The sequence below is a fragment of the Mesosutterella faecium genome, assembly GCF_022809315.2.
Lineage (GTDB): Bacteria > Pseudomonadota > Gammaproteobacteria > Burkholderiales > Burkholderiaceae_F > Mesosutterella > Mesosutterella faecium.
This window is the reverse complement of sequence record NZ_JAKZJU020000001.1, coordinates 969220-985659: the sequence shown is the minus strand read 5'-3', so window position 1 is coordinate 985659 and position 16440 is coordinate 969220. Positions and strand designations below refer to the sequence as shown.

At 65.0% G+C, this 16440-nt stretch carries 17 protein-coding genes; 5 read left to right on the top strand and 12 right to left on the bottom strand.

All coding sequences use genetic code 11. The annotated features are described in order from the left end of the window. Positions 1 to 19 precede the first annotated feature (19 nt). Genes MUN46_RS04595 through MUN46_RS04580 form a run of 4 tightly spaced genes read right to left on the bottom strand, consistent with a single transcriptional unit; the run spans position 20 to position 3449 of the window. Complete coding sequence (locus MUN46_RS04595) at positions 20 to 595, bottom strand: ACT domain-containing protein (protein ID WP_243376120.1); 576 nt, start codon at positions 593 to 595, stop codon at positions 20 to 22. A 37-nt stretch (positions 596 to 632) separates the two neighbouring features. Then, a complete protein-coding gene (locus MUN46_RS04590; protein ID WP_243376119.1) occupies positions 633 to 1487 on the bottom strand; it encodes a TatD family hydrolase in 855 nt (284 codons plus the stop codon). Then, positions 1484 to 2200, bottom strand: a complete 717-nt coding sequence (locus MUN46_RS04585) for an ABC transporter ATP-binding protein (protein WP_243376118.1) — start codon at positions 2198 to 2200, stop codon at positions 1484 to 1486. Before MUN46_RS04585 ends, MUN46_RS04590 begins: the two co-directional genes overlap by 4 nt. Beyond that, positions 2193 to 3449: a lipoprotein-releasing ABC transporter permease subunit gene (locus MUN46_RS04580; protein WP_243376199.1), complete on the bottom strand. Its 1257-nt coding sequence runs from the start codon at positions 3447 to 3449 to the stop codon at positions 2193 to 2195. The genes MUN46_RS04585 and MUN46_RS04580 overlap by 8 nt, the downstream gene beginning before the upstream one ends. A gap of 154 nt (positions 3450 to 3603) precedes the next feature. Between MUN46_RS04580 and MUN46_RS04575 the strand changes: the two genes are divergently transcribed. From MUN46_RS04575 to MUN46_RS04555, 5 genes are all read left to right on the top strand, one after another. Further along, positions 3604 to 4698, top strand: a complete 1095-nt coding sequence (locus MUN46_RS04575; protein ID WP_243376117.1) for a hypothetical protein — start codon at positions 3604 to 3606, stop codon at positions 4696 to 4698. After that, the gene (gene recJ, locus MUN46_RS04570; RefSeq protein ID WP_243376116.1) at positions 4695 to 6419 is read left to right on the top strand and encodes a single-stranded-DNA-specific exonuclease RecJ; all 1725 of its coding nucleotides are present in this window, start codon (positions 4695 to 4697) and stop codon (positions 6417 to 6419) included. Before MUN46_RS04575 ends, recJ begins: the two co-directional genes overlap by 4 nt. Before the next feature lie 102 nt (positions 6420 to 6521). Further along, positions 6522 to 7626 (top strand): peptide chain release factor 2 gene (gene prfB / locus MUN46_RS04565; RefSeq protein ID WP_243376115.1). Its coding sequence is split into 2 segments (ribosomal slippage): positions 6522 to 6602 and positions 6604 to 7626, totalling 1104 coding nucleotides; the frame shifts between segments, so codons are not numbered across the junction. Between the two features lie 46 nt (positions 7627 to 7672). After that, complete coding sequence (lysS, locus tag MUN46_RS04560) at positions 7673 to 9220, top strand: lysine--tRNA ligase (RefSeq protein ID WP_243376114.1); 1548 nt, start codon at positions 7673 to 7675, stop codon at positions 9218 to 9220. A 10-nt stretch (positions 9221 to 9230) separates the two neighbouring features. After that, a complete protein-coding gene (locus MUN46_RS04555) occupies positions 9231 to 10079 on the top strand; it encodes an NUDIX hydrolase (RefSeq protein WP_243376113.1) in 849 nt (282 codons plus the stop codon). Between the two features lie 97 nt (positions 10080 to 10176). On the opposite strand, the gene MUN46_RS04550 is transcribed toward MUN46_RS04555, so the two are convergent. From MUN46_RS04550 to MUN46_RS04515, 8 genes are all read right to left on the bottom strand, one after another. After that, positions 10177 to 11184 (bottom strand): ornithine carbamoyltransferase, encoded by a 1008-nt coding sequence (locus MUN46_RS04550; RefSeq protein ID WP_243376112.1) that lies wholly within the window; start codon positions 11182 to 11184, stop codon positions 10177 to 10179. Positions 11185 to 11379: 195 nt separating this feature from the next. Next, positions 11380 to 11580, bottom strand: a complete 201-nt coding sequence (gene iscX, locus MUN46_RS04545; protein WP_243376111.1) for a Fe-S cluster assembly protein IscX — start codon at positions 11578 to 11580, stop codon at positions 11380 to 11382. A gap of 3 nt (positions 11581 to 11583) precedes the next feature. Next, entirely contained in the window at positions 11584 to 11922 is a 339-nt protein-coding gene (gene fdx, locus MUN46_RS04540) for an ISC system 2Fe-2S type ferredoxin (protein ID WP_243376110.1), read from the bottom strand. 12 nt (positions 11923 to 11934) lie between these two features. Beyond that, positions 11935 to 13803, bottom strand: a complete 1869-nt coding sequence (gene hscA, locus MUN46_RS04535) for a Fe-S protein assembly chaperone HscA (protein WP_243376109.1) — start codon at positions 13801 to 13803, stop codon at positions 11935 to 11937. A gap of 14 nt (positions 13804 to 13817) precedes the next feature. After that, positions 13818 to 14348 (bottom strand): Fe-S protein assembly co-chaperone HscB, encoded by a 531-nt coding sequence (gene hscB, locus MUN46_RS04530; RefSeq protein ID WP_243376108.1) that lies wholly within the window; start codon positions 14346 to 14348, stop codon positions 13818 to 13820. Positions 14349 to 14356: 8 nt separating this feature from the next. Next, positions 14357 to 14680, bottom strand: coding sequence for an iron-sulfur cluster assembly protein IscA (gene iscA, locus MUN46_RS04525; RefSeq protein ID WP_237980208.1), 324 nt, complete (start codon positions 14678 to 14680; stop codon positions 14357 to 14359). 24 nt (positions 14681 to 14704) lie between these two features. Further along, positions 14705 to 15106: a Fe-S cluster assembly scaffold IscU gene (gene iscU, locus MUN46_RS04520; protein ID WP_237980210.1), complete on the bottom strand. Its 402-nt coding sequence runs from the start codon at positions 15104 to 15106 to the stop codon at positions 14705 to 14707. Between the two features lie 104 nt (positions 15107 to 15210). After that, positions 15211 to 16425: an IscS subfamily cysteine desulfurase gene (locus tag MUN46_RS04515; protein WP_243376107.1), complete on the bottom strand. Its 1215-nt coding sequence runs from the start codon at positions 16423 to 16425 to the stop codon at positions 15211 to 15213. Positions 16426 to 16440: the final 15 nt, after the last annotated feature.

Genomic DNA, 16440 nt, shown 5'->3' with positions numbered 1-16440 from the left:
GAGCCCGGCGGGGCTGCGCTCAGCAGATGTCCACGTGATGCATCGCGTCGAAGATCCGGCGGTGCTGCATCGTGAGGGTGAGCCCCATGGCGGCCGCCCGATCGGACATCACGCGGTGCAGCACCCTCACGTCGACGCTCTTGGGCACCGCCACCTCGAAGATCTGCACTGACTCGCCGTTGCCAAGGGGCTTCGCGCGCAGGTCGTGGATGTTGATCCGCTGCTCGCTCATCATCCGCGAGAACGTGGAAACGATGTCGTTGCCGTCCTTGCCCCAGATCGTGACAACGAACGGGTCGGACTCGGGAACGCTCTCGCGGGGCAGCTGCTCGTAGTCCCGGATCACCAGCGAGAGCCTGAAGTGCCTGCGCTCCAGCCCCTTTTCGATTTCCTGCTTCATCTGTTCGTTGGTGAGCCCGTCGGGCTTGTTGACCAGGTAAATGCCTGAAAACTGGTCATGGAGCGTCGACTGCGTCATCTCCTCGATGTTGCAGTTGAGCCGCGTCAGCGCGGAGGACACAGAGGCGACGATGCCGGGCTGGTCGAGCCCGATCACAGCAACAAGCGCGCTGTTTTCCTTGGTGTATTCAGTCATAGCACGGAACCGGGCCCTCGCCCGGAAAAAAGAATTTTCAGCAGTGTAACTCCAAACGGCCGGGGGGCTGGCCGGCGGTCCGCCCCTGCCGCTCCAAAATGGAGCGCAGGCCCGGGAAGCTGTCAAGCGCGTTCTCGAAAAGCGGCCCGGCCAGCTCCTGCGCGGGGATGCCCCGCAGCTCCGCAAGGACCTCCAGGTAGCCGGCGAGATCGGCGGGCTCCGTCCTCAGGCAGCCCGCGTCGCGCCTGGCCGAGGAAGGCATGTCCGGGCAGTCCGTTTCAAGGACGATCGAAGAAAGCGGCAGGCTGGCGGCGAGGCGCCGTATCCGCCGGCTGCCCGCGTAGGTCATGGCGCCTCCGAATCCCAGCCGGAAGCCAAGCCTGAGAAAGGCTTCAGCCTGCTCCTTCGAGCCGTTGAAGGCGTGGATCACGCCGCCGGGCACCTCAATGCGCCGCAGCCACTTCGCCACCTGGTCGGCGGCGCGCCGCGCGTGCACCGACACCGGCAGCGCGAAGTCGCGGGCGATCCGCAGCTGCTCGGCGAAGAAGTACTCGTCCCGATCGAAATGGGCGCGCTCCCCGTAGAGGTCGAGCCCGATTTCGGCCACCGCGATCACGGGCGAGTCGGGATCGGCCCTCTCGCGCCCGAGCGCGGCGCGGAGCTCCGCGAGGGCTTCCTCGGGCGTTTCCGGAACGGCAAGCGGGTGCACTCCGAAGCCCGCCGCCCAGCCGAAGCAGCGGGCGAGCCTCGCGCAGTCGGCCCAGTCGGAAGGGCCGCCGCCCGCGATGAGCCCCGAGACCACCCCCCTGCGGCGGGCCTCCGAGACCAGGCTGGCGCGGTCCCCGTCGAAGCGCTCCGACTGCAGGTGGCAGTGCGTGTCGATCAGCCTCATGACGCGGGGCTCCGCTGCCTCAGCCGGCCGTCCTCCAGCGCGAGCACCCGGTCGCAGCGCGCGGCAAGCTCCAGGTCATGGGTCACGATCACGATGGCCGCCTCCCTCTCGCGGGCGAGCTTCAGGAAAAGATCCCAGATCTGGCGGGCCGTCTCCTGGTCGAGGTTGCCGGTCGGCTCGTCGGCCAGCACGCAGGCCGGCCGCGTCACGATCGCCCGCGCGATGGCGACCCGCTGGCGCTCCCCGCCCGAGAGCTCCGAGGGGAAATGCTCCGCGCGCCCGGCCAGCCCCACCTCCGCGAGCACCTCCGCGGCGGCCTTTTCGGCCAGCTCGCGGCTCTCGCGCCGGATAAGCAGCGGCATCGCCGCATTTTCAAGCGCCGTGAATTCCGGCAGGAGGTGGTGGAACTGATACACGAAGCCCAGCCTGCGGTTGCGCAGCTCCCCGCGCTTTTTCTCCGACATGTGGAGGATGTCCACCCCGTCGATGAGAATCCTGCCCGCGTCGGCCTCATCGAGCCCGCCCAGGCAGTGCAGCAGCGTCGACTTCCCGGCGCCCGATGCGCCCACGACCGCCACCGTCTCGCCCCGCTCGACCCGGAAGGTCACGCCGCGCAGCACCGGGGTCGTCCGCGCGCCCTCTCGGTACGACTTCTGCAGTCCCGAAACCTCGATGGCGGCGCCGTCCCGCCTCATCGTCACTTCGTCATTCATAGCGCAGGGCCTCCGCCGGGTTGAGCTTCGAGGCGCGCCAGCTGGGGTAAACCGTGGCGGCCAGGGACAGCGCGAGGGAGCACAGGGCGATGGGGACGATGTCCCCTGCCCGGGGCTCCGAGGGCATGGTATTGATCAGATAGATCGACTGCGGAAGAAACTCCACATGGAAAATGGCCTCGATCGCCGACACGATGGAGGAGAGGTTGCAGGCGACAAGCAGGCCGAGCGCCACGCCGGCGGCCACGCCGATGACGCCGATCACAGCGCCCTGCACCATGAAAATGGCCATGATGGAGCCCGGGGAGGCGCCCTGGGTGCGCAAAATGGCAATGTCGGACTGCTTCTCGGTCACGGTCATCACCAGCGTGGAGACAAGTCCGAAGGCGCCCACGAGGACAATGAGGAAAAGAATGATGGACATCATCCGCTTTTCAACCTGCACGGCCGCAAACCAGGTCTTGTTCTCCACCGACCAGTCCCGGGCCGCGTAGCCCGGCGGCAGCGACTCGATGAGCTCCCGGGCGATCTGCGGGGCCCGGTTCATGTCCCGGGTCTGGACCCGCACGCCCATGGGGCCGCCGGTGCGCAGCAGCGCCGCGGCGTCCTCGATGTTGAGGAACACCATCGAGGAGTCGTACTCGTAGTGGCCGGCGGAGAAAACCCCGGACACGGTCATCGTGCGGGCCCTCGGAATCAGGCCCGCGGGCGTCATCGTTCCCTCGGGGACCACCAGCGCGATGCGGTCTCCGGGATAGACCCCGAGCCGGGCGGCAAGCACCGACCCCAGCACCACGTGGAAGCTGCCGGGCGAGAGGCTTGCGAGGGTGGAGGCCGGCATCGTCGAGGCGACCTCGCTCGCCCGCGGCTCCTGCGCCGGGTCTATGCCCTGAATCATCACGCCCGTGACGACGCCCCCGTTGGAGACGAGGCCCTGGCCGTTCACGTAGGGGGCCGCCCCCGTCACCCCGGGATTCTTCATCGCGGCGGCGGCGAGCGCCCTCCAGTCCTCGACCGGGCCGCCGACGCGGGTGATCTGGATGTGCGGAATGACGGACAGCATCCGGTCGCGCACCTGCGTCTGGAAGCCGTTCATGACCGAAAGCACCACGATCAGCGCCATCACGCCCAGGGCGATGGAAGCCATCGAAGTGGCCGATATAAATGAGACGAAGCGGTCGCGGCGGCCAGAGCGGCGGCCGGAGCGCGTGTAGCGCAGACCGATGAAAAGTTCGAAGGGAAGAGAGATTTTCATGCCGGAAGCGGCGCCGGACGCAGCGGGGCAAGCCGCCCTGCCGTCAGGCGCCAGAAATAAGTGCCGCCTGTGATTGTAAGCGGGCCGCAGCATCGCCCGGCCTCCGGGCGCTGAAAATTTGAAACTCCGTTTTACAATGTGGCCCAACATGTCTAATGCTTACTTTCTCATTCCCGGCGGCCTGCTGCCCCCGGAGGCGGTCCCGGAGGCGCTCGACGCCGGGGCTCGGCAGAGCCTGGAGGAGCTCCTCGGGGACTGCCGGGCGTCGGCGCCGCAGCGGCTCGCCCAGGGGCTGCTGCTGCCCTTTGCCCGATGCACCCATCACCTCTGGTTCTGGGCGGCGGTGACGCGCGCCCGGACCACGCCGGCCCACGCGGGCTACGAATGGCTCGCGGAGAACGGCCCCGCCCTTGCGGGCGAGGTCTGGTCCGTCACGCCCTGCAGGCTGCAGGACGGACGCACCGCGGGCCTCGGCGGCTCGCCCCTCACCCCCCGGGAGGTGGAGCAGTGCTCTCCCGCCCTGCGGGCCGTGCTTGAAAAATCAGGCTTTGTGCTTCAGCTCTGGGACGCCGAGTGGTACGCAACGAGAAAGCAGGACTGGGCGGTGGTCGCCAGGCCCTGGCGCTGTCAGGAAGGCTTTGCGGCCGATGACGAGGAGGCCCTCGCGGGCGACCGCGGGGAGGCTCTCGCCCTGATGAAGGCCTGCGGTGAAGCGCTCGCCGGCACGCAGGTCTCGCAGCGCCGCCGGGCAGCCGGCCTGCCCGCCCCGGATTTCGCCTGGATCTCAGGCGGCGGGAGAGCGGTCCGCTTTTATCCGCCCACGAAAGTTCGCGCCGTCCTTTCCGACGAGCCGGTGCTGCTGAGCTGGGCGCGCGAGGCCGGGATCCTGAAGGAATACACGGCCCCGGCCAGCGCTCTCGCCTGGCCCGCGGACGCGCCCCCGGGCGACGTCATCGCCGTGGTGAGCGATCTCTGGCAGCCGTGGCTTCAATCCGACTGGCAGGCCTGGCGCCGGGCGCTTCCCGGGGCGCTTGACAAGGTCCGGACGCTTCGCAGCCTCGCCCGCAGCAGAGGCAGCGAAACGGCAGTCTTCGTCGCCTGCGGCCGGGGCTGCGCGGTCACCCTCGCCCCGGAGCGGAAAACCCTGCACAGCAGGCTGCTCGGACGCTTTTCCACCCGCCGCGGCCCCGGTCTGGCCTGGATCGCGGAACCCGCTGCCTCGCCCGACGGAGCCGCCCCATGACGAAGACGCGCTTCATCACCCGGCCCTACGACCCCGCGGTTTCCACCCGCCTGGTCGCCGAGGGCTACTCCCGCCCCGTCGCCCAGGCCCTGGCCGGCCGCAACGTGATCAGCAGAAGCGACATGGACACGGCCTTCTCCGCGCTTGTCTCGCCCAAAAGCCTGCCGGGCGCCGGGCGCGCCGCCCAGCTCCTCGCCGACGCGCTCACGAGGGGCGACCGGGTGGCCGTCGTCGGAGACTACGACTGCGACGGTGCCACCGCCTGTACGGTGGCCCTGCGGGGGCTCACCATGATGGGCTTCAGCCCCAGCCGCCTCTGCTACTTCGTCCCGAGGCGCCTTGACATGGGCTACGGCCTGTCGCCCGTGGTGGTCGACACCCTCTGCGAGGAAAACGGCAGACCCGACCTCATCGTCACGGTCGACAACGGCACCACGAGCTTTGAAGGCGTCGCGCGCTGCCGCGAGCTCGGAATCCGCGTGATCATCACCGACCACCATCTGACGGGCCGGGAGCTGCCGGAGGCGGACTGCTTCGTGAACCCCAGCGCCCCGGGCAGCCTCGGCTGCCCGCTCCTGAGAAACCTGGCGGGCGTGGGCGTGTTCTTCTACGTCCTGATCGCGCTTCGCAGCGAACTGCGCAGCCGGGGGTTCTTCAGCGGCCGTCCGGAGCCCAACCTCGCCTCGCTGCTTGATCTGGTCGCCCTCGGAACCGTGGCCGACGTGGTTCCCCTCGACCGCAACAACAGGATTCTCGTCGCGCAGGGCATCCGCAGGCTCCGGGCGGGCCGGGGCAGCGCGGGCCTCGGCGCGCTTTTCTCCCTCGCCACCCAGAGCCGGCGGCCGCTGTCAACCCTGTCGGTGAAGGACCTGGGATTCGCGCTCGCGCCCCGGATCAACGCGGCCGGGCGCATCTCGAGCATGGACATCGGCATCGAATGCCTGCTCTCCGGACCGGACTCCGCCATGGGGCACGCCCAGCGGCTCGAGGCCATCAACCAGCAGCGCAAGGACATCGAGCAGGGGATGCAGGCCGAGGCCCAGGAGCTGCTCGAGCACATGGCCCTCGGCTCCAGAAAGTCCCTGGTGCTCTACCACAAAAACTGGCACCAGGGCCTGGTCGGGCTGATCTCCAGCCGCATCAAGGAGCAGGTCAACCGCCCCGTGATCGCCTTCGCGGACGTGGGCGAAGGGCTGCTGCGCGGCTCCGGGCGCTCCGTGCCGGGCCTGCAGCTGCGGGACGCCCTTGAGAGCGTGAACTCGGCCCGGCCGGGCATGCTCCTCAAATTCGGCGGCCATGCGCTCGCGGCCGGGCTCACCATCCGGAAGGAGGCGCTCGAAGACTTTTCCGAGGCCTTCGAGGAAACCGTGAGGGCGGCGGCCGGCCCGGACACCTTCACGCAGGAGATCCTCGTCGACGGCGCGCTTTCGCCCGAGGAATTCACCTTCCGGCTGATCCACGAGATCGACTCGATCGTGTGGGGGCAGAACTTCGAGGCGCCGCTTTTCGCCAACACTTTCCATGTCGTCCATCAGCAGCTCCTGCGCGGCGGCGAACATCTCCGGGCCCTCGTGGAGACCGGGGGGCAGACCCTCGAGGCCGTGTTCTTCCGGCACGGAGAGCTTCTGCCGGAAACCGCGAGGCTCGCCTTCCGCCCCGATGTCAACGAGTGGCAGGGAAGGCGCACCCTGCAGCTGCTGATTGAAAACATGGAAGCGTGAAGCCGCAGCGGCCTTCTTCCCGCCCGTTTCCGGGCGGGCCGCTCCATCGCGCCTTCTCCTTTATAATGTAGGTTTTCTCTTTTTTCCCAGCTGGAGCCATACATGGAAGCCGAACAGCTCAATCAGATCGAGCATGGAATTGCCGATCTTGGAGACCGCCTGAAAGGTCTCAGGGGGTATCTTTGACATCGACCGGAAAACCCGGCGTCTCGAGGAACTGAACCGGGAAATCGAAAATCCCAACCTCTGGGACGATCCCAAGCACGCGGAAAAGATCACCCGCGAAAAAAAGCTTCTCGAGGACACGGTCCTCACCTTCAACAAGCTTGAAACCGGCATCCGCGATTCCCGGGAGCTTTTTGAAATGTCGACCGCCGAGGAAGACTGGCCGGCGGTTGAAAGCATCGGTCAGGACGTGGACAGGATCCGCTCCCAGGTCGAAAAGCTCGAGTTCAAGCGCATGTTCAACCAGCCGATGGACTCCGCCAACTGCTATCTGGAAATTCAGGCGGGTGCGGGCGGAACCGAGGCTCAGGACTGGTCCTCGATGCTGGAGCGCATGTACCTGAAGTACACCGAGTCCAAGGGCTTCACCGTCAAGCTCAACAGCGAGACCGAAGGCGACGTGGCTGGCATCAAGAACTGCTCCATCTACGTGCAGGGCGACTGGGCTTACGGAACGCTTCGCACGGAGACCGGCATCCACCGCCTCGTGCGCAAAAGCCCCTTTGATTCCAACGCGAGGCGGCACACTTCCTTTGCTTCCGTGTATGTCTACCCCGAGGTGGACGATTCCATCGAGATCGAAATCAACCCGGCGGACCTGCGCATCGACGTCTACCGCTCCTCGGGCGCCGGCGGGCAGCACATTCAGAAGACCGAGTCGGCCGTCCGCATCACGCACCTGCCGACCGGCATCGTGACCGAGTGCCAGGACGAGCGCTCGCAGCACCAGAACAAGGACCGGGCCATGCAGCAGCTGCGCGCCAAGCTCTACGAGTACGAGATGCAGAAGCGCCGCGCCGAGCAGCAGAAGCTCGAGGACGCGAAGGACGACATCGGCTGGGGCCACCAGATCCGCTCCTACGTGCTCGACCAGAGCCGGGTGAAGGACCTGAGGACCGGAGTCGAGAACACCAACACCACGGCCGTGCTCAACGGCGACCTTGACGGCTTCATCGAGGCGAGCCTCAAGCAGGGCGTATGACTTTTTCAAGGGCGCGCGCCAGCCGCGCGCCCGGACTGGAAAGCAAATGACAGAAAACAAACAGGGAAAAAACTCTCAGCCGGCGCCTGACGCCGCCGCTGAGGAAAATCACATCATCGCCGAACGGCGCGCGAAGCTGCAGGCCCTCCGGGACGCGGGCGTCGCCTATCCCAACGACTTCCGCCGCAAGGACTATTTCGGCGACCTGCGCGAAAAGTACGGCTCCAGGACCCGCGAGGAGTTTGAGGCCGGCGACAGAATCGAAGTTCAGGCCGCCGGGCGCATCATGCTCAAGCGCGTCATGGGCAAGGTCTCGTTCCTCACGGTCCACGACATGACCGGCGACATGCAGTTCTTCGTGACCCGCGACGCCCTCGGGGAGGAAGCCTACAAGAATTTCAAGACCTGGGACGCGGGCGACATCGTCGGAACGACGGGCTATCTCTTCAAGACCAAAACCGGGGAGCTCTCGATCCATGTTGAAACGCTGCGCCTGCTGACCAAGTCCATCCGGCCGCTGCCCGACAAGCACAAGGGAATCACCGATCCGGAGCTGATCTACCGCCAGCGCTACGTCGACCTCATGACCAACGAAGTCTCCCGCCGGCGCTTCATCACCCGCTCCAAGATCATCGCGGCCATCCGCGACTTCATGGCGAAAAACCGCTTCATGGAAGTCGAGACGCCCATGCTGCACCCGATTCCGGGCGGCGCCAACGCAAAGCCCTTCATCACGCACCACAACGCGCTTGACATCGACCTGTACATGCGCATCGCACCCGAGCTCTACCTGAAACGGCTTGTAGTGGGCGGCTTCGAGCGCGTTTACGACATGAACCGCTGCTTCCGCAACGAGGGCATGGACGTCCGCCACAATCCCGAGTTCACCACCATTGAGTGGTACGCGACCTACTGGGACTACCGTATCCAGATGGATTTTACCGAAGAGCTGCTGCGCTATGCCGCCATCCAGGCGACCGGCTCGGCCGTCGTCCAGTACCAGGGCGCCACAGTGGATCTCTCCAAGCCCTTTGACCGCCTGACTCCGAAGCAGGCGATCATGAAGTATTCGGATTACACCGAGGCGCAGCTCGACGACGAGAAGTTCATGCGCGCCGAACTCGCGCGCCGCGGCAATCCGCAGCCTGACTTCGCCGGGCGCGGGACCCTGCTGATGGCGATGTTCGACCTGGTGGCCGAGGAAAAGCTGATCCAGCCGACCTTCCTCATCGACTTCCCGACGGAGGTCTCGCCTCTCGCCCGCGCCTCCGACAAAGACCCCTCGATCTGCGAGCGCTTCGAGCTTTATATCGTCGGCCGCGAGCACGCCAACGGATTCTCCGAGCTCAACGACCCGGACGACCAGGCCGCGAGGTTCAAGGCCCAGGCCGAAGCCAAATCGAAGGGGGACGATGAGGCCATGTACTACGACGCGGACTACATTCGAGCGCTTGAATACGGGCTTGCCCCCACTTCCGGCTGCGGCGTGGGCATCGACCGCCTAGTCATGCTGCTGACCGACGCCCCGAGCATCCGCGACGTGCTCCTGTTCCCGCAGATGCGCCCTGAAACGGGGCTTGGGATCGGCCGGTGAGGTCCGGATCATGACCGATACCAAATGGCGGATCGGAAAGTCCTTCAGCAAGTACTCGAAGATCGCGCGCACGCCGCTCGACCCCTCGCGGACGCCTTTCCTGATCGGCGGAATCCGCTGCGGATCGGCCTCTCCCGAAGACGCGCGGCTGATCGCAGAGCACGCCGAAGGCTTTTCCCTTGACGACGGCGCAGGCCTGGTGCTGCACGACGAGGGGATGGATGAGAATGCGCGGACGGAGGCGCTTGCCTCGGCCGCCGTCCTTCTGCGGGACCAGGGCCGCATCAGAGCCTGGCGCGGGGAGCTGCTGGAAGTCCGCGCCTGCGAGGGCAGCCCGCGCCTTGCCGTCCTCGAGCGCAGCGCCTTCAGGCTTCTGGGGCTCACGACGCTTGCCGTCCATATGAACGGCGTCACCCCCGACGGGCGCATATGGACCTCCCGGAGGGCGCTGGACAAGGCGATCAATCCCGGCCGCTGGGACAACCTCGCCGCAGGCATGGTCGCCGCAGGCGAGCAGCCGCTGCAGGCCATGCGGCGCGAAGCGCACGAGGAGGCCGGACTCGAGGAGGGAAAAGACTTCCGGCTGACCCCCTCTTTCCGCTTCTTCAGCTCCAGGCCCACGGAAAACGGCTGGCTGCGGGAAGCCTCCTACTGCTATCTCGCGGAGCTTTCCCCGGAGGCGCTCCCCCATAACCTGGACGGCGAGGTCGATTCAAGCGAACTTCTCACGGCAGACGCCATGGCCGAGCTTATCGCCCGCGGCCTGGTCACTCAGGAGGCCGCGCTCACGGCCCTTTTCTGGCTGGCTGCGAAGACAGGGAAAAAGCTGCCGGAAGGCTTCTACAGGCCTCTTGTCTGAACGAAAGCGCTCGGAAAAGCACGGCCCGGAAGACAAGCGCCTCCAGAGGAATCCCCTTCTGGAGGCGCTTTCCTTTTCAGCCCTCCGGCCGGCCGCTTCAGGCCAGAGCAGCCACCAGGGCCGCCTTGATGGTGTGGAGACGGTTGCCGGCCTGCTGGAACACAATGGAGGCGGGCGACTCGAACACCTCGTCCGTCACCTCAATCCCCCCGGCCAGATCCGGATGGGACTTGATGACCGCCTGCCCGACCTTCGTCTCCGCGTTGTGGTACGCGGGCAGGCAGTGCATGAACTTCACCTGCGGGTTGCCCGAGGCCGCCATCAAAGCGGCGTTCACCTGGTAGGGCCTGAGGTCATGGATCCTCCTGTCCCAGGCCTCCGCAGGCTCTCCCATGGACACCCAGATGTCGGTGTGGATGAAATCGACGCCGCGGACGGCCTCCTCAGGATCTTCCGTGAGAGTGATCCTCGCCCCCGACTCCTTCGCGAAGCCCCTGCACATTTCAATGATGTTTTCTGCCGGCCAGTAAGCCTTCGGGGCGCCGATGCGGACGTCCATCCCCATTTTCGCGCCGATCATCAGCAGGGAATTGCCGGTATTGAAGCGGGCATCCCCCATGTAGGCAAAGCTGATCGCATGGAAGGGGCGGCCCGCGGAGGCCTCGCGCATCGTCAGAAGGTCGCAGAGCATCTGCGTCGGATGCCATTGGTCGGTGAGCCCGTTGAAGACCGGCACGCCGGCGTAGCGGGCGAGCTCTTCGACCGTGGACTGGGCGAAGCCCCGATACTCGATGGCATCGAAAATCTGCCCCAGGACGCGTGCGGAATCCTTGACGCTCTCCTTGTGCCCGAACTGGGAGGAAGACGGGTCAAAAAACGTTGTGTGTGCCCCCTGGTCGGCGGCGGCCACCTCAAAGGCGCTGCGGGTGCGCGTGGAGGTCTTCTCAAAAATAAGCGCAATATTGCGGCCGCGCAGCCTCTGCGTCTCGGTCCCCGCCCTCTTTGCTTTCTTCAGATCTTCGGCAAGATCCACAAGGAAGCGGATTTCTTCAGGCGTATGGTGGCAGAGGCTGAGCAGGCTGCGGTTTCTGAGATTAAACGGCATGGAATTGTCCTTTTGATTTCGACACGGGCCGCGGAACTGAGCGCGATGCGCGGACCCTTCGCTTAATGTGTCGAGTTTAAAGATTTTTCAACCCGCCCTGCAAATAGAAAACCGCGCGCAGGCGCGGTTTTCTCCTGAAGGAAAAGCTGCGGGTCAAGAGCGCGGGGCCCCAGCCCCGGGCTTTTTGTCCCTCTCTCAGTCCCGCTCGTCCAACCAGGCCTGCAGGATGGCCTCCAGAATGCGCTCGCTGCTTTTTTCCGGGTCGTCCCTGAAATCCGGCAGCTTCATGACCATGTCGTGGAGTTCGGTAAAGCGCAGCGTCGTGGGATCCAGCCCGGGATTGCGATCGCAAAGCTCTTCGGCCACGGCCTGCGCGTCCTTCCAAGTCAGCGCCATGCCTCAGTCCTCCTCCGACACCTGATTGCGGCTGTACTTCGGGATCTCAATGGTCAGATCCTCGGCGCCGACCTTGACCTGGCAGGAGAGCCGGGAGTTGGGCCCCGCCCCCCAGGCGCGGTCCAGGCAGTCGTACTCCCTGTCCGAAGGCTCCTCCAGAGACTGCAGCCCCTTGGACACGATGACATGGCAGGTGGCGCACGCGCAGCTCATCTCGCAGGCGTGCTCGATCTTCACCCCGTGGTCCAGAAGCCCGCGGATCAGCGTCTCCCCTTCCTTCATCTCAAACTGCACGCCCTGAGGGCAGGCCTTGGGATGGGGAAGAACTGTGATTTTCGGCATGATTTCCTTCTCCTATAGTTCGTTCACGCTGTGGCCGGCCAGAGCCTTGCGGATGCTCCGGTCCATGCGCAGCTCGGCAAAATGCTCCGTGGCGCGGGCGAGCGCATCCATGGCGGCCTTGATGGCCTGCGTGTCGGAGCCGTCGGAGAGGCGGAGGGTTTCGGCGGCAAGCTTCCTGATCTCCTCCTGCTCCTGCGCGCCGAGCAGATCCGAGTCTTCCTTGAGCGCGCTCGCCGTCGACTCGACAATCCGCTTCGCCTCGACCTGGGCTTCGCGCAGATCTCGGGCGGCCTTGTCCTGGGCGGCCGACTGATTCCCGTCGCGCAGCATCCGGACAATCTCCTCATCCGACAGCCCGTAGGAGGGCTTGACCGTCACGGAGCTTTCAACGCCGGTGGTCATTTCGCGGGCCGACACGGAAAGAAGGCCGTCGGCGTCCACCTGAAAGGTCACGCGTATCCTCGCGGCCCCGGCCAGCATCGGCGGGATTCCCCGGAGCTCAAAGCGCGCGAGGGAGCGGCAGTTCTCGACCAGCTCCCGCTCACCCTGGACGACGTGGATCATCATGGCCGTCTGGCCGTCGCGGAATGTGGTGAAATCCTGGGCTCTTGCTACCGGAATGGGCGTGTTGCGCGGAATCACCTTCTCGGCCAGGCCGCCCATCGTTTCAAGCCCGAGGGAGAGAGGCGTCACGTCAAGAAGCAGAAAGTCCTCGTCCACGTCGTTGCCGGCGAGCTTGTTCGCCTGAATGGCCGCTCCGATGGCCACGACCTTGTCGGGGTCAATGCCCGTGAGGGGGCTGCGGCCGAGCTCTTCGCTGATGCAGCGCCGGATCATCGGCATGCGGGTGGCCCCTCCGACCAGCACGATGCCCTGGATTTCAGAGGCGGAAAGGTGCGCATCGGCCAGCGTCGCGCGGACCGCCGCGATAGTTCTCTCGGCGAGATCCCGGGTCATGCCTTCAAGGTCGTCCCGGGACAGGCGGCAGTTAAGCCTGCGGCCGTCCTCAAGCTCCACGTTAAAGCGGGCCTCCCGCTCGCTGCTGAGCGCCTCCTTGACCGCACGGCTTTCGGCCAGAAGCCGCCGCTTGTCAGCGGCCGTGAGAGACCCGGGCGCCACAGCGCACGCGCGCAGGGCCCAGTCGAAGACCCTGTGGTCGAAATCATCGCCTCCCAGGGCCGAGTCGCCGCCCGTCGCCAGCACCTGGAAAACGCCCCGGTCGAGCTTCAGGATCGAAACATCAAAGGTGCCTCCGCCCAGGTCGTAGACCATGTAGACCCCTTCGTTCTTCTCCTCGTCCAGCCCGTAGGCGAGCGCCGCCGCCGTGGGCTCGTTGAGAAGCCGCAGGACGTTGAGGCCGGCGAGCCTTCCCGCGTCTTTCGTGGCCTGGCGCTGAGCGTCGTCGAAATACGCCGGGCAGGTGATCACAGCGCCGACCAGTTCGCCGCCCAGCTCTTTTTCCGCCCGCTGCTTCAGCACCTTCAGAACCTCCGAGGAGACTTCCTCCGGCGTCTTCACCCCGGCCGCGGTGGAGATCTTCACAATGCCGGGCTCGTCGAGCAGTTTGAACGGGAGCGACCCCCGGTTGGAAATTTCTGAGAGCGTGTGGCCGATCAGCCGCTTTGCGCTTGAAATCGTATTGGCGGGATCCTGCGCTGCGCTCTCGAGGGCTTTTTCGCCCACCTCAACGCTGCCGTCCGGAAAATAGCGGACGACCGAGGGCAGCAGAGCCTTCCCCTGTTCGTCGACAAGCACCCGGGGCTTGCCGTCCTCGACGGTCGCAACCAGAGAGTTGGTCGTGCCCAGGTCGATGCCGACGGCGAGGTGGACGCTGTGCGGGGTCTCAGACATCCCCGGCTCTGCAATCTGCAACAAAGGCATGCTGCGTAATCCTTTTATATCTTGTTAGAACAGGCGGCCGGGCTGTCGAGCTCGCGGGCCATCTTGTCAACGAACATCAGACGCCGGACAAGCTCGGCCGCTTTCTTCGGATCTTTCTGGTCGTCAAGCGCCGAGGCTATCTCGCCTGTGAGCCGCTCATCCTCAGCGGCGACGGCGGCAGCAAGGCTTTGCATGGCCTTCGCGTCGTTTTTTTCCTTTGCGGCCTCGAAACGCTCCCGCCAGTCCATCTGCTGCATCAGAAAATCGACAGGCATCCGGGCGCTGTTTTCCGCGTCGACGGGAACCCCCATGCGGCCGCAGAGATACACCGCCCGGCTGAGCGGATTCGACAGCACGGCGTGAGCCTCGTTGGCCCGGACGGACCACTGCTCGGCGACCCTCTTCATCGCAGGAGACGCCCCGGCGAACCGGTCCGGGTGGACTTCCAGCTCGATGCGGCGGAAAGCCTCCTCAAGCGCCTTGCCGTCTATCCTGAAGCGGGCCGGAAGGCCGAAAAGCTCGAAGTAATCCTCCGTCAAAGCCATGGCCCGCCTCAAACGCTGAAGGATTTGCCGCAGCCGCAGTGTTCCTTCTCATTGGGGTTCTGGAATTTGAACCCTTCCTGCAGGCCTTCGCGGCGGTAATCAAGCTGCGTGCCGTCGATGTACACAAGGCTCTTCGGATCCACCAGAACGCGGATGCCGAAAGAGTCGAACTCCTGGTCGTCGTCTTCCTTCTTGTCCGCAAACTCGAGCTTGTAGGACATGCCGGAGCAGCCCGATGTCTTGACGCCGACGCGCAGCCCGATTCCCCGGCCCCGCTTGGCAAGATACTGTGCGACATGCTTGGCTGCCGCTTCGGTAAGAGTCACTGCCATTTTCTGTGTCCTGTGTTTTCTGCTTTAGGCCTTGGCGTTTTTCGAAGACTGCTTGCTGCGGTAATCGGCGATGGCCGCCTTCACCGCGTCCTCGGCCAGAATCGAGCAGTGGATTTTCACCGGCGGCAGCGCGAGCTCCTCGGCGATCTGGGAGTTTTTAAGCGCCTCGGCCTCCGAGAGCGTCTTGCCCTTCACCCACTCGGTCACCAGAGAACTTGACGCGATGGCCGAGCCGCAGCCGTAGGTCTTGAATTTGGCATCTTCGATGACGCCGGTTTTGTCGTTGACCTGAATCTGCAGACGCATCACGTCGCCGCAGGCAGGCGCTCCCACCATGCCGGTTCCCACGTCCTTGCGCTCGGCATCCAGCGTCCCGACGTTCCTCGGGTGTTCATAATGATCAAGAAGCTTCTTGCTATAGGGCACTTTGGTGTCCTCCTTCAAAAAATAAAGTTCCTGCCGCGGCCATCAGGAGAGCCGTCCGCCCGCGGCAGGCCGGCCGTATCGCGGCGCAGTGAGCCCGAAGGGGCTCACATTTTGCTCCACTGGACCTTGGCGGTGTCCACGCCCTTCAGGTGCATTTCCCAAAGCGGCGAGAGATCGCGCAGCCTCTTCACGGCCTCCGTGAGTTCCTTAATGGTGAAATCGATTTCCTCTTCAGTGGTGTAGCGCCCGAGCGTGAACCTGATGGAGCTATGGGCGAGCTCGTCGGGACGCCCGAGGGCCTTGAGCACGTAAGAGGGTTCAAGGGAAGCCGAAGTGCAGGCCGAGCCGGAGGAAACGGCGAGGTTCTTGCAGGCCATCATCAGGGACTCGCCCTCGATGTACTCGAAGGACACATTCAGGTTGAACCCCACGCGGTGCTCCATGGTGCCGTTGAGCACAACGCACGGAATGTTCTTCTGAATGCCGGCCCAGAGGCGGTCGCGCAGCTTTTCAATCCTCGCGTTCTCCTCGTCCATTACCTCGCCCATCATCTGGTAGGCCTCGCCCATGCCGACGATCTGCTGGGTGGCCAGGGTGCCGGAGCGCATGCCGCGCTCATGGCCGCCGCCGTGCATCTGGCACTCGATGCGGACGCGGGGCTTGCGGCGGACGTAAAGCGCGCCGATGCCCTTCGGGCCGTAGACCTTGTGACTGCTCATGCTCAGCAGGTCAATGGGCTGCTCAGCCATGTTGAAATGGATTTTCCCGATGGCCTGCGTCGCGTCAACGTGAAAAAGGACGCCGTGCCGGCGGCAGATTTCGCCGATCTCAAAGATGGGCTGGATGGTGCCGATCTCGTTGTTGACCGCCATGATGGACACAAGCGTCGTGTCGGGACGGATGGCCGCTTCGAGCTCCTTCACGTCCACAAGCCCGCCTTCGTCGACATCGAGGTAGGTCACCTCGTAGCCCTCGGACTCAAGGTGGCGCATCGAATCGAGGACAGCCTTGTGCTCGGTCTTCTGGGTGATCAGGTGACGGCCCTTGTCCTTGTGAAAATGAGCCGCGCCCTTGATGGCGAGATTGTCAGCCTCGGTCGCGCCGGACGTCCACACGATTTCGCGCGGATCGGCCCCGATCAGATCGGCAACCTGCTTGCGGGCGGCCTCAACCGCTTTTTCAGCCTCCCAGCCATACGCATGGCTGCGGCTTGCCGGATTCCCGAACTTCTCGGTGAAATACGGCAGCATTTTCTTCAGAACCCGGGGATCCACCGGCGTTGTGGCGGAATAATCCAGATAAACAGACAGTTTGAGCATTTAAAGCTTTCTCCT

Coding starts and splice junctions, on each gene's coding strand:
- MUN46_RS04595 (WP_243376120.1), bottom strand. CDS start 595: ATGACTGAATACACCAAGGAAAACAGCGCGCTTGTTGCTGTGATCGGG.
- MUN46_RS04590 (WP_243376119.1), bottom strand. CDS start 1,487: ATGAGGCTGATCGACACGCACTGCCACCTGCAGTCGGAGCGCTTCGAC.
- MUN46_RS04585 (WP_243376118.1), bottom strand. CDS start 2,200: ATGAATGACGAAGTGACGATGAGGCGGGACGGCGCCGCCATCGAGGTT.
- MUN46_RS04575 (WP_243376117.1), top strand. CDS start 3,604: ATGTCTAATGCTTACTTTCTCATTCCCGGCGGCCTGCTGCCCCCGGAG.
- recJ (WP_243376116.1), top strand. CDS start 4,695: ATGACGAAGACGCGCTTCATCACCCGGCCCTACGACCCCGCGGTTTCC.
- lysS (WP_243376114.1), top strand. CDS start 7,673: ATGACAGAAAACAAACAGGGAAAAAACTCTCAGCCGGCGCCTGACGCC.
- MUN46_RS04555 (WP_243376113.1), top strand. CDS start 9,231: ATGACCGATACCAAATGGCGGATCGGAAAGTCCTTCAGCAAGTACTCG.
- MUN46_RS04550 (WP_243376112.1), bottom strand. CDS start 11,184: ATGCCGTTTAATCTCAGAAACCGCAGCCTGCTCAGCCTCTGCCACCAT.
- iscX (WP_243376111.1), bottom strand. CDS start 11,580: ATGGCGCTGACTTGGAAGGACGCGCAGGCCGTGGCCGAAGAGCTTTGC.
- fdx (WP_243376110.1), bottom strand. CDS start 11,922: ATGCCGAAAATCACAGTTCTTCCCCATCCCAAGGCCTGCCCTCAGGGC.
- hscA (WP_243376109.1), bottom strand. CDS start 13,803: ATGCCTTTGTTGCAGATTGCAGAGCCGGGGATGTCTGAGACCCCGCAC.
- hscB (WP_243376108.1), bottom strand. CDS start 14,348: ATGGCTTTGACGGAGGATTACTTCGAGCTTTTCGGCCTTCCGGCCCGC.
- iscA (WP_237980208.1), bottom strand. CDS start 14,680: ATGGCAGTGACTCTTACCGAAGCGGCAGCCAAGCATGTCGCACAGTAT.
- MUN46_RS04515 (WP_243376107.1), bottom strand. CDS start 16,425: ATGCTCAAACTGTCTGTTTATCTGGATTATTCCGCCACAACGCCGGTG.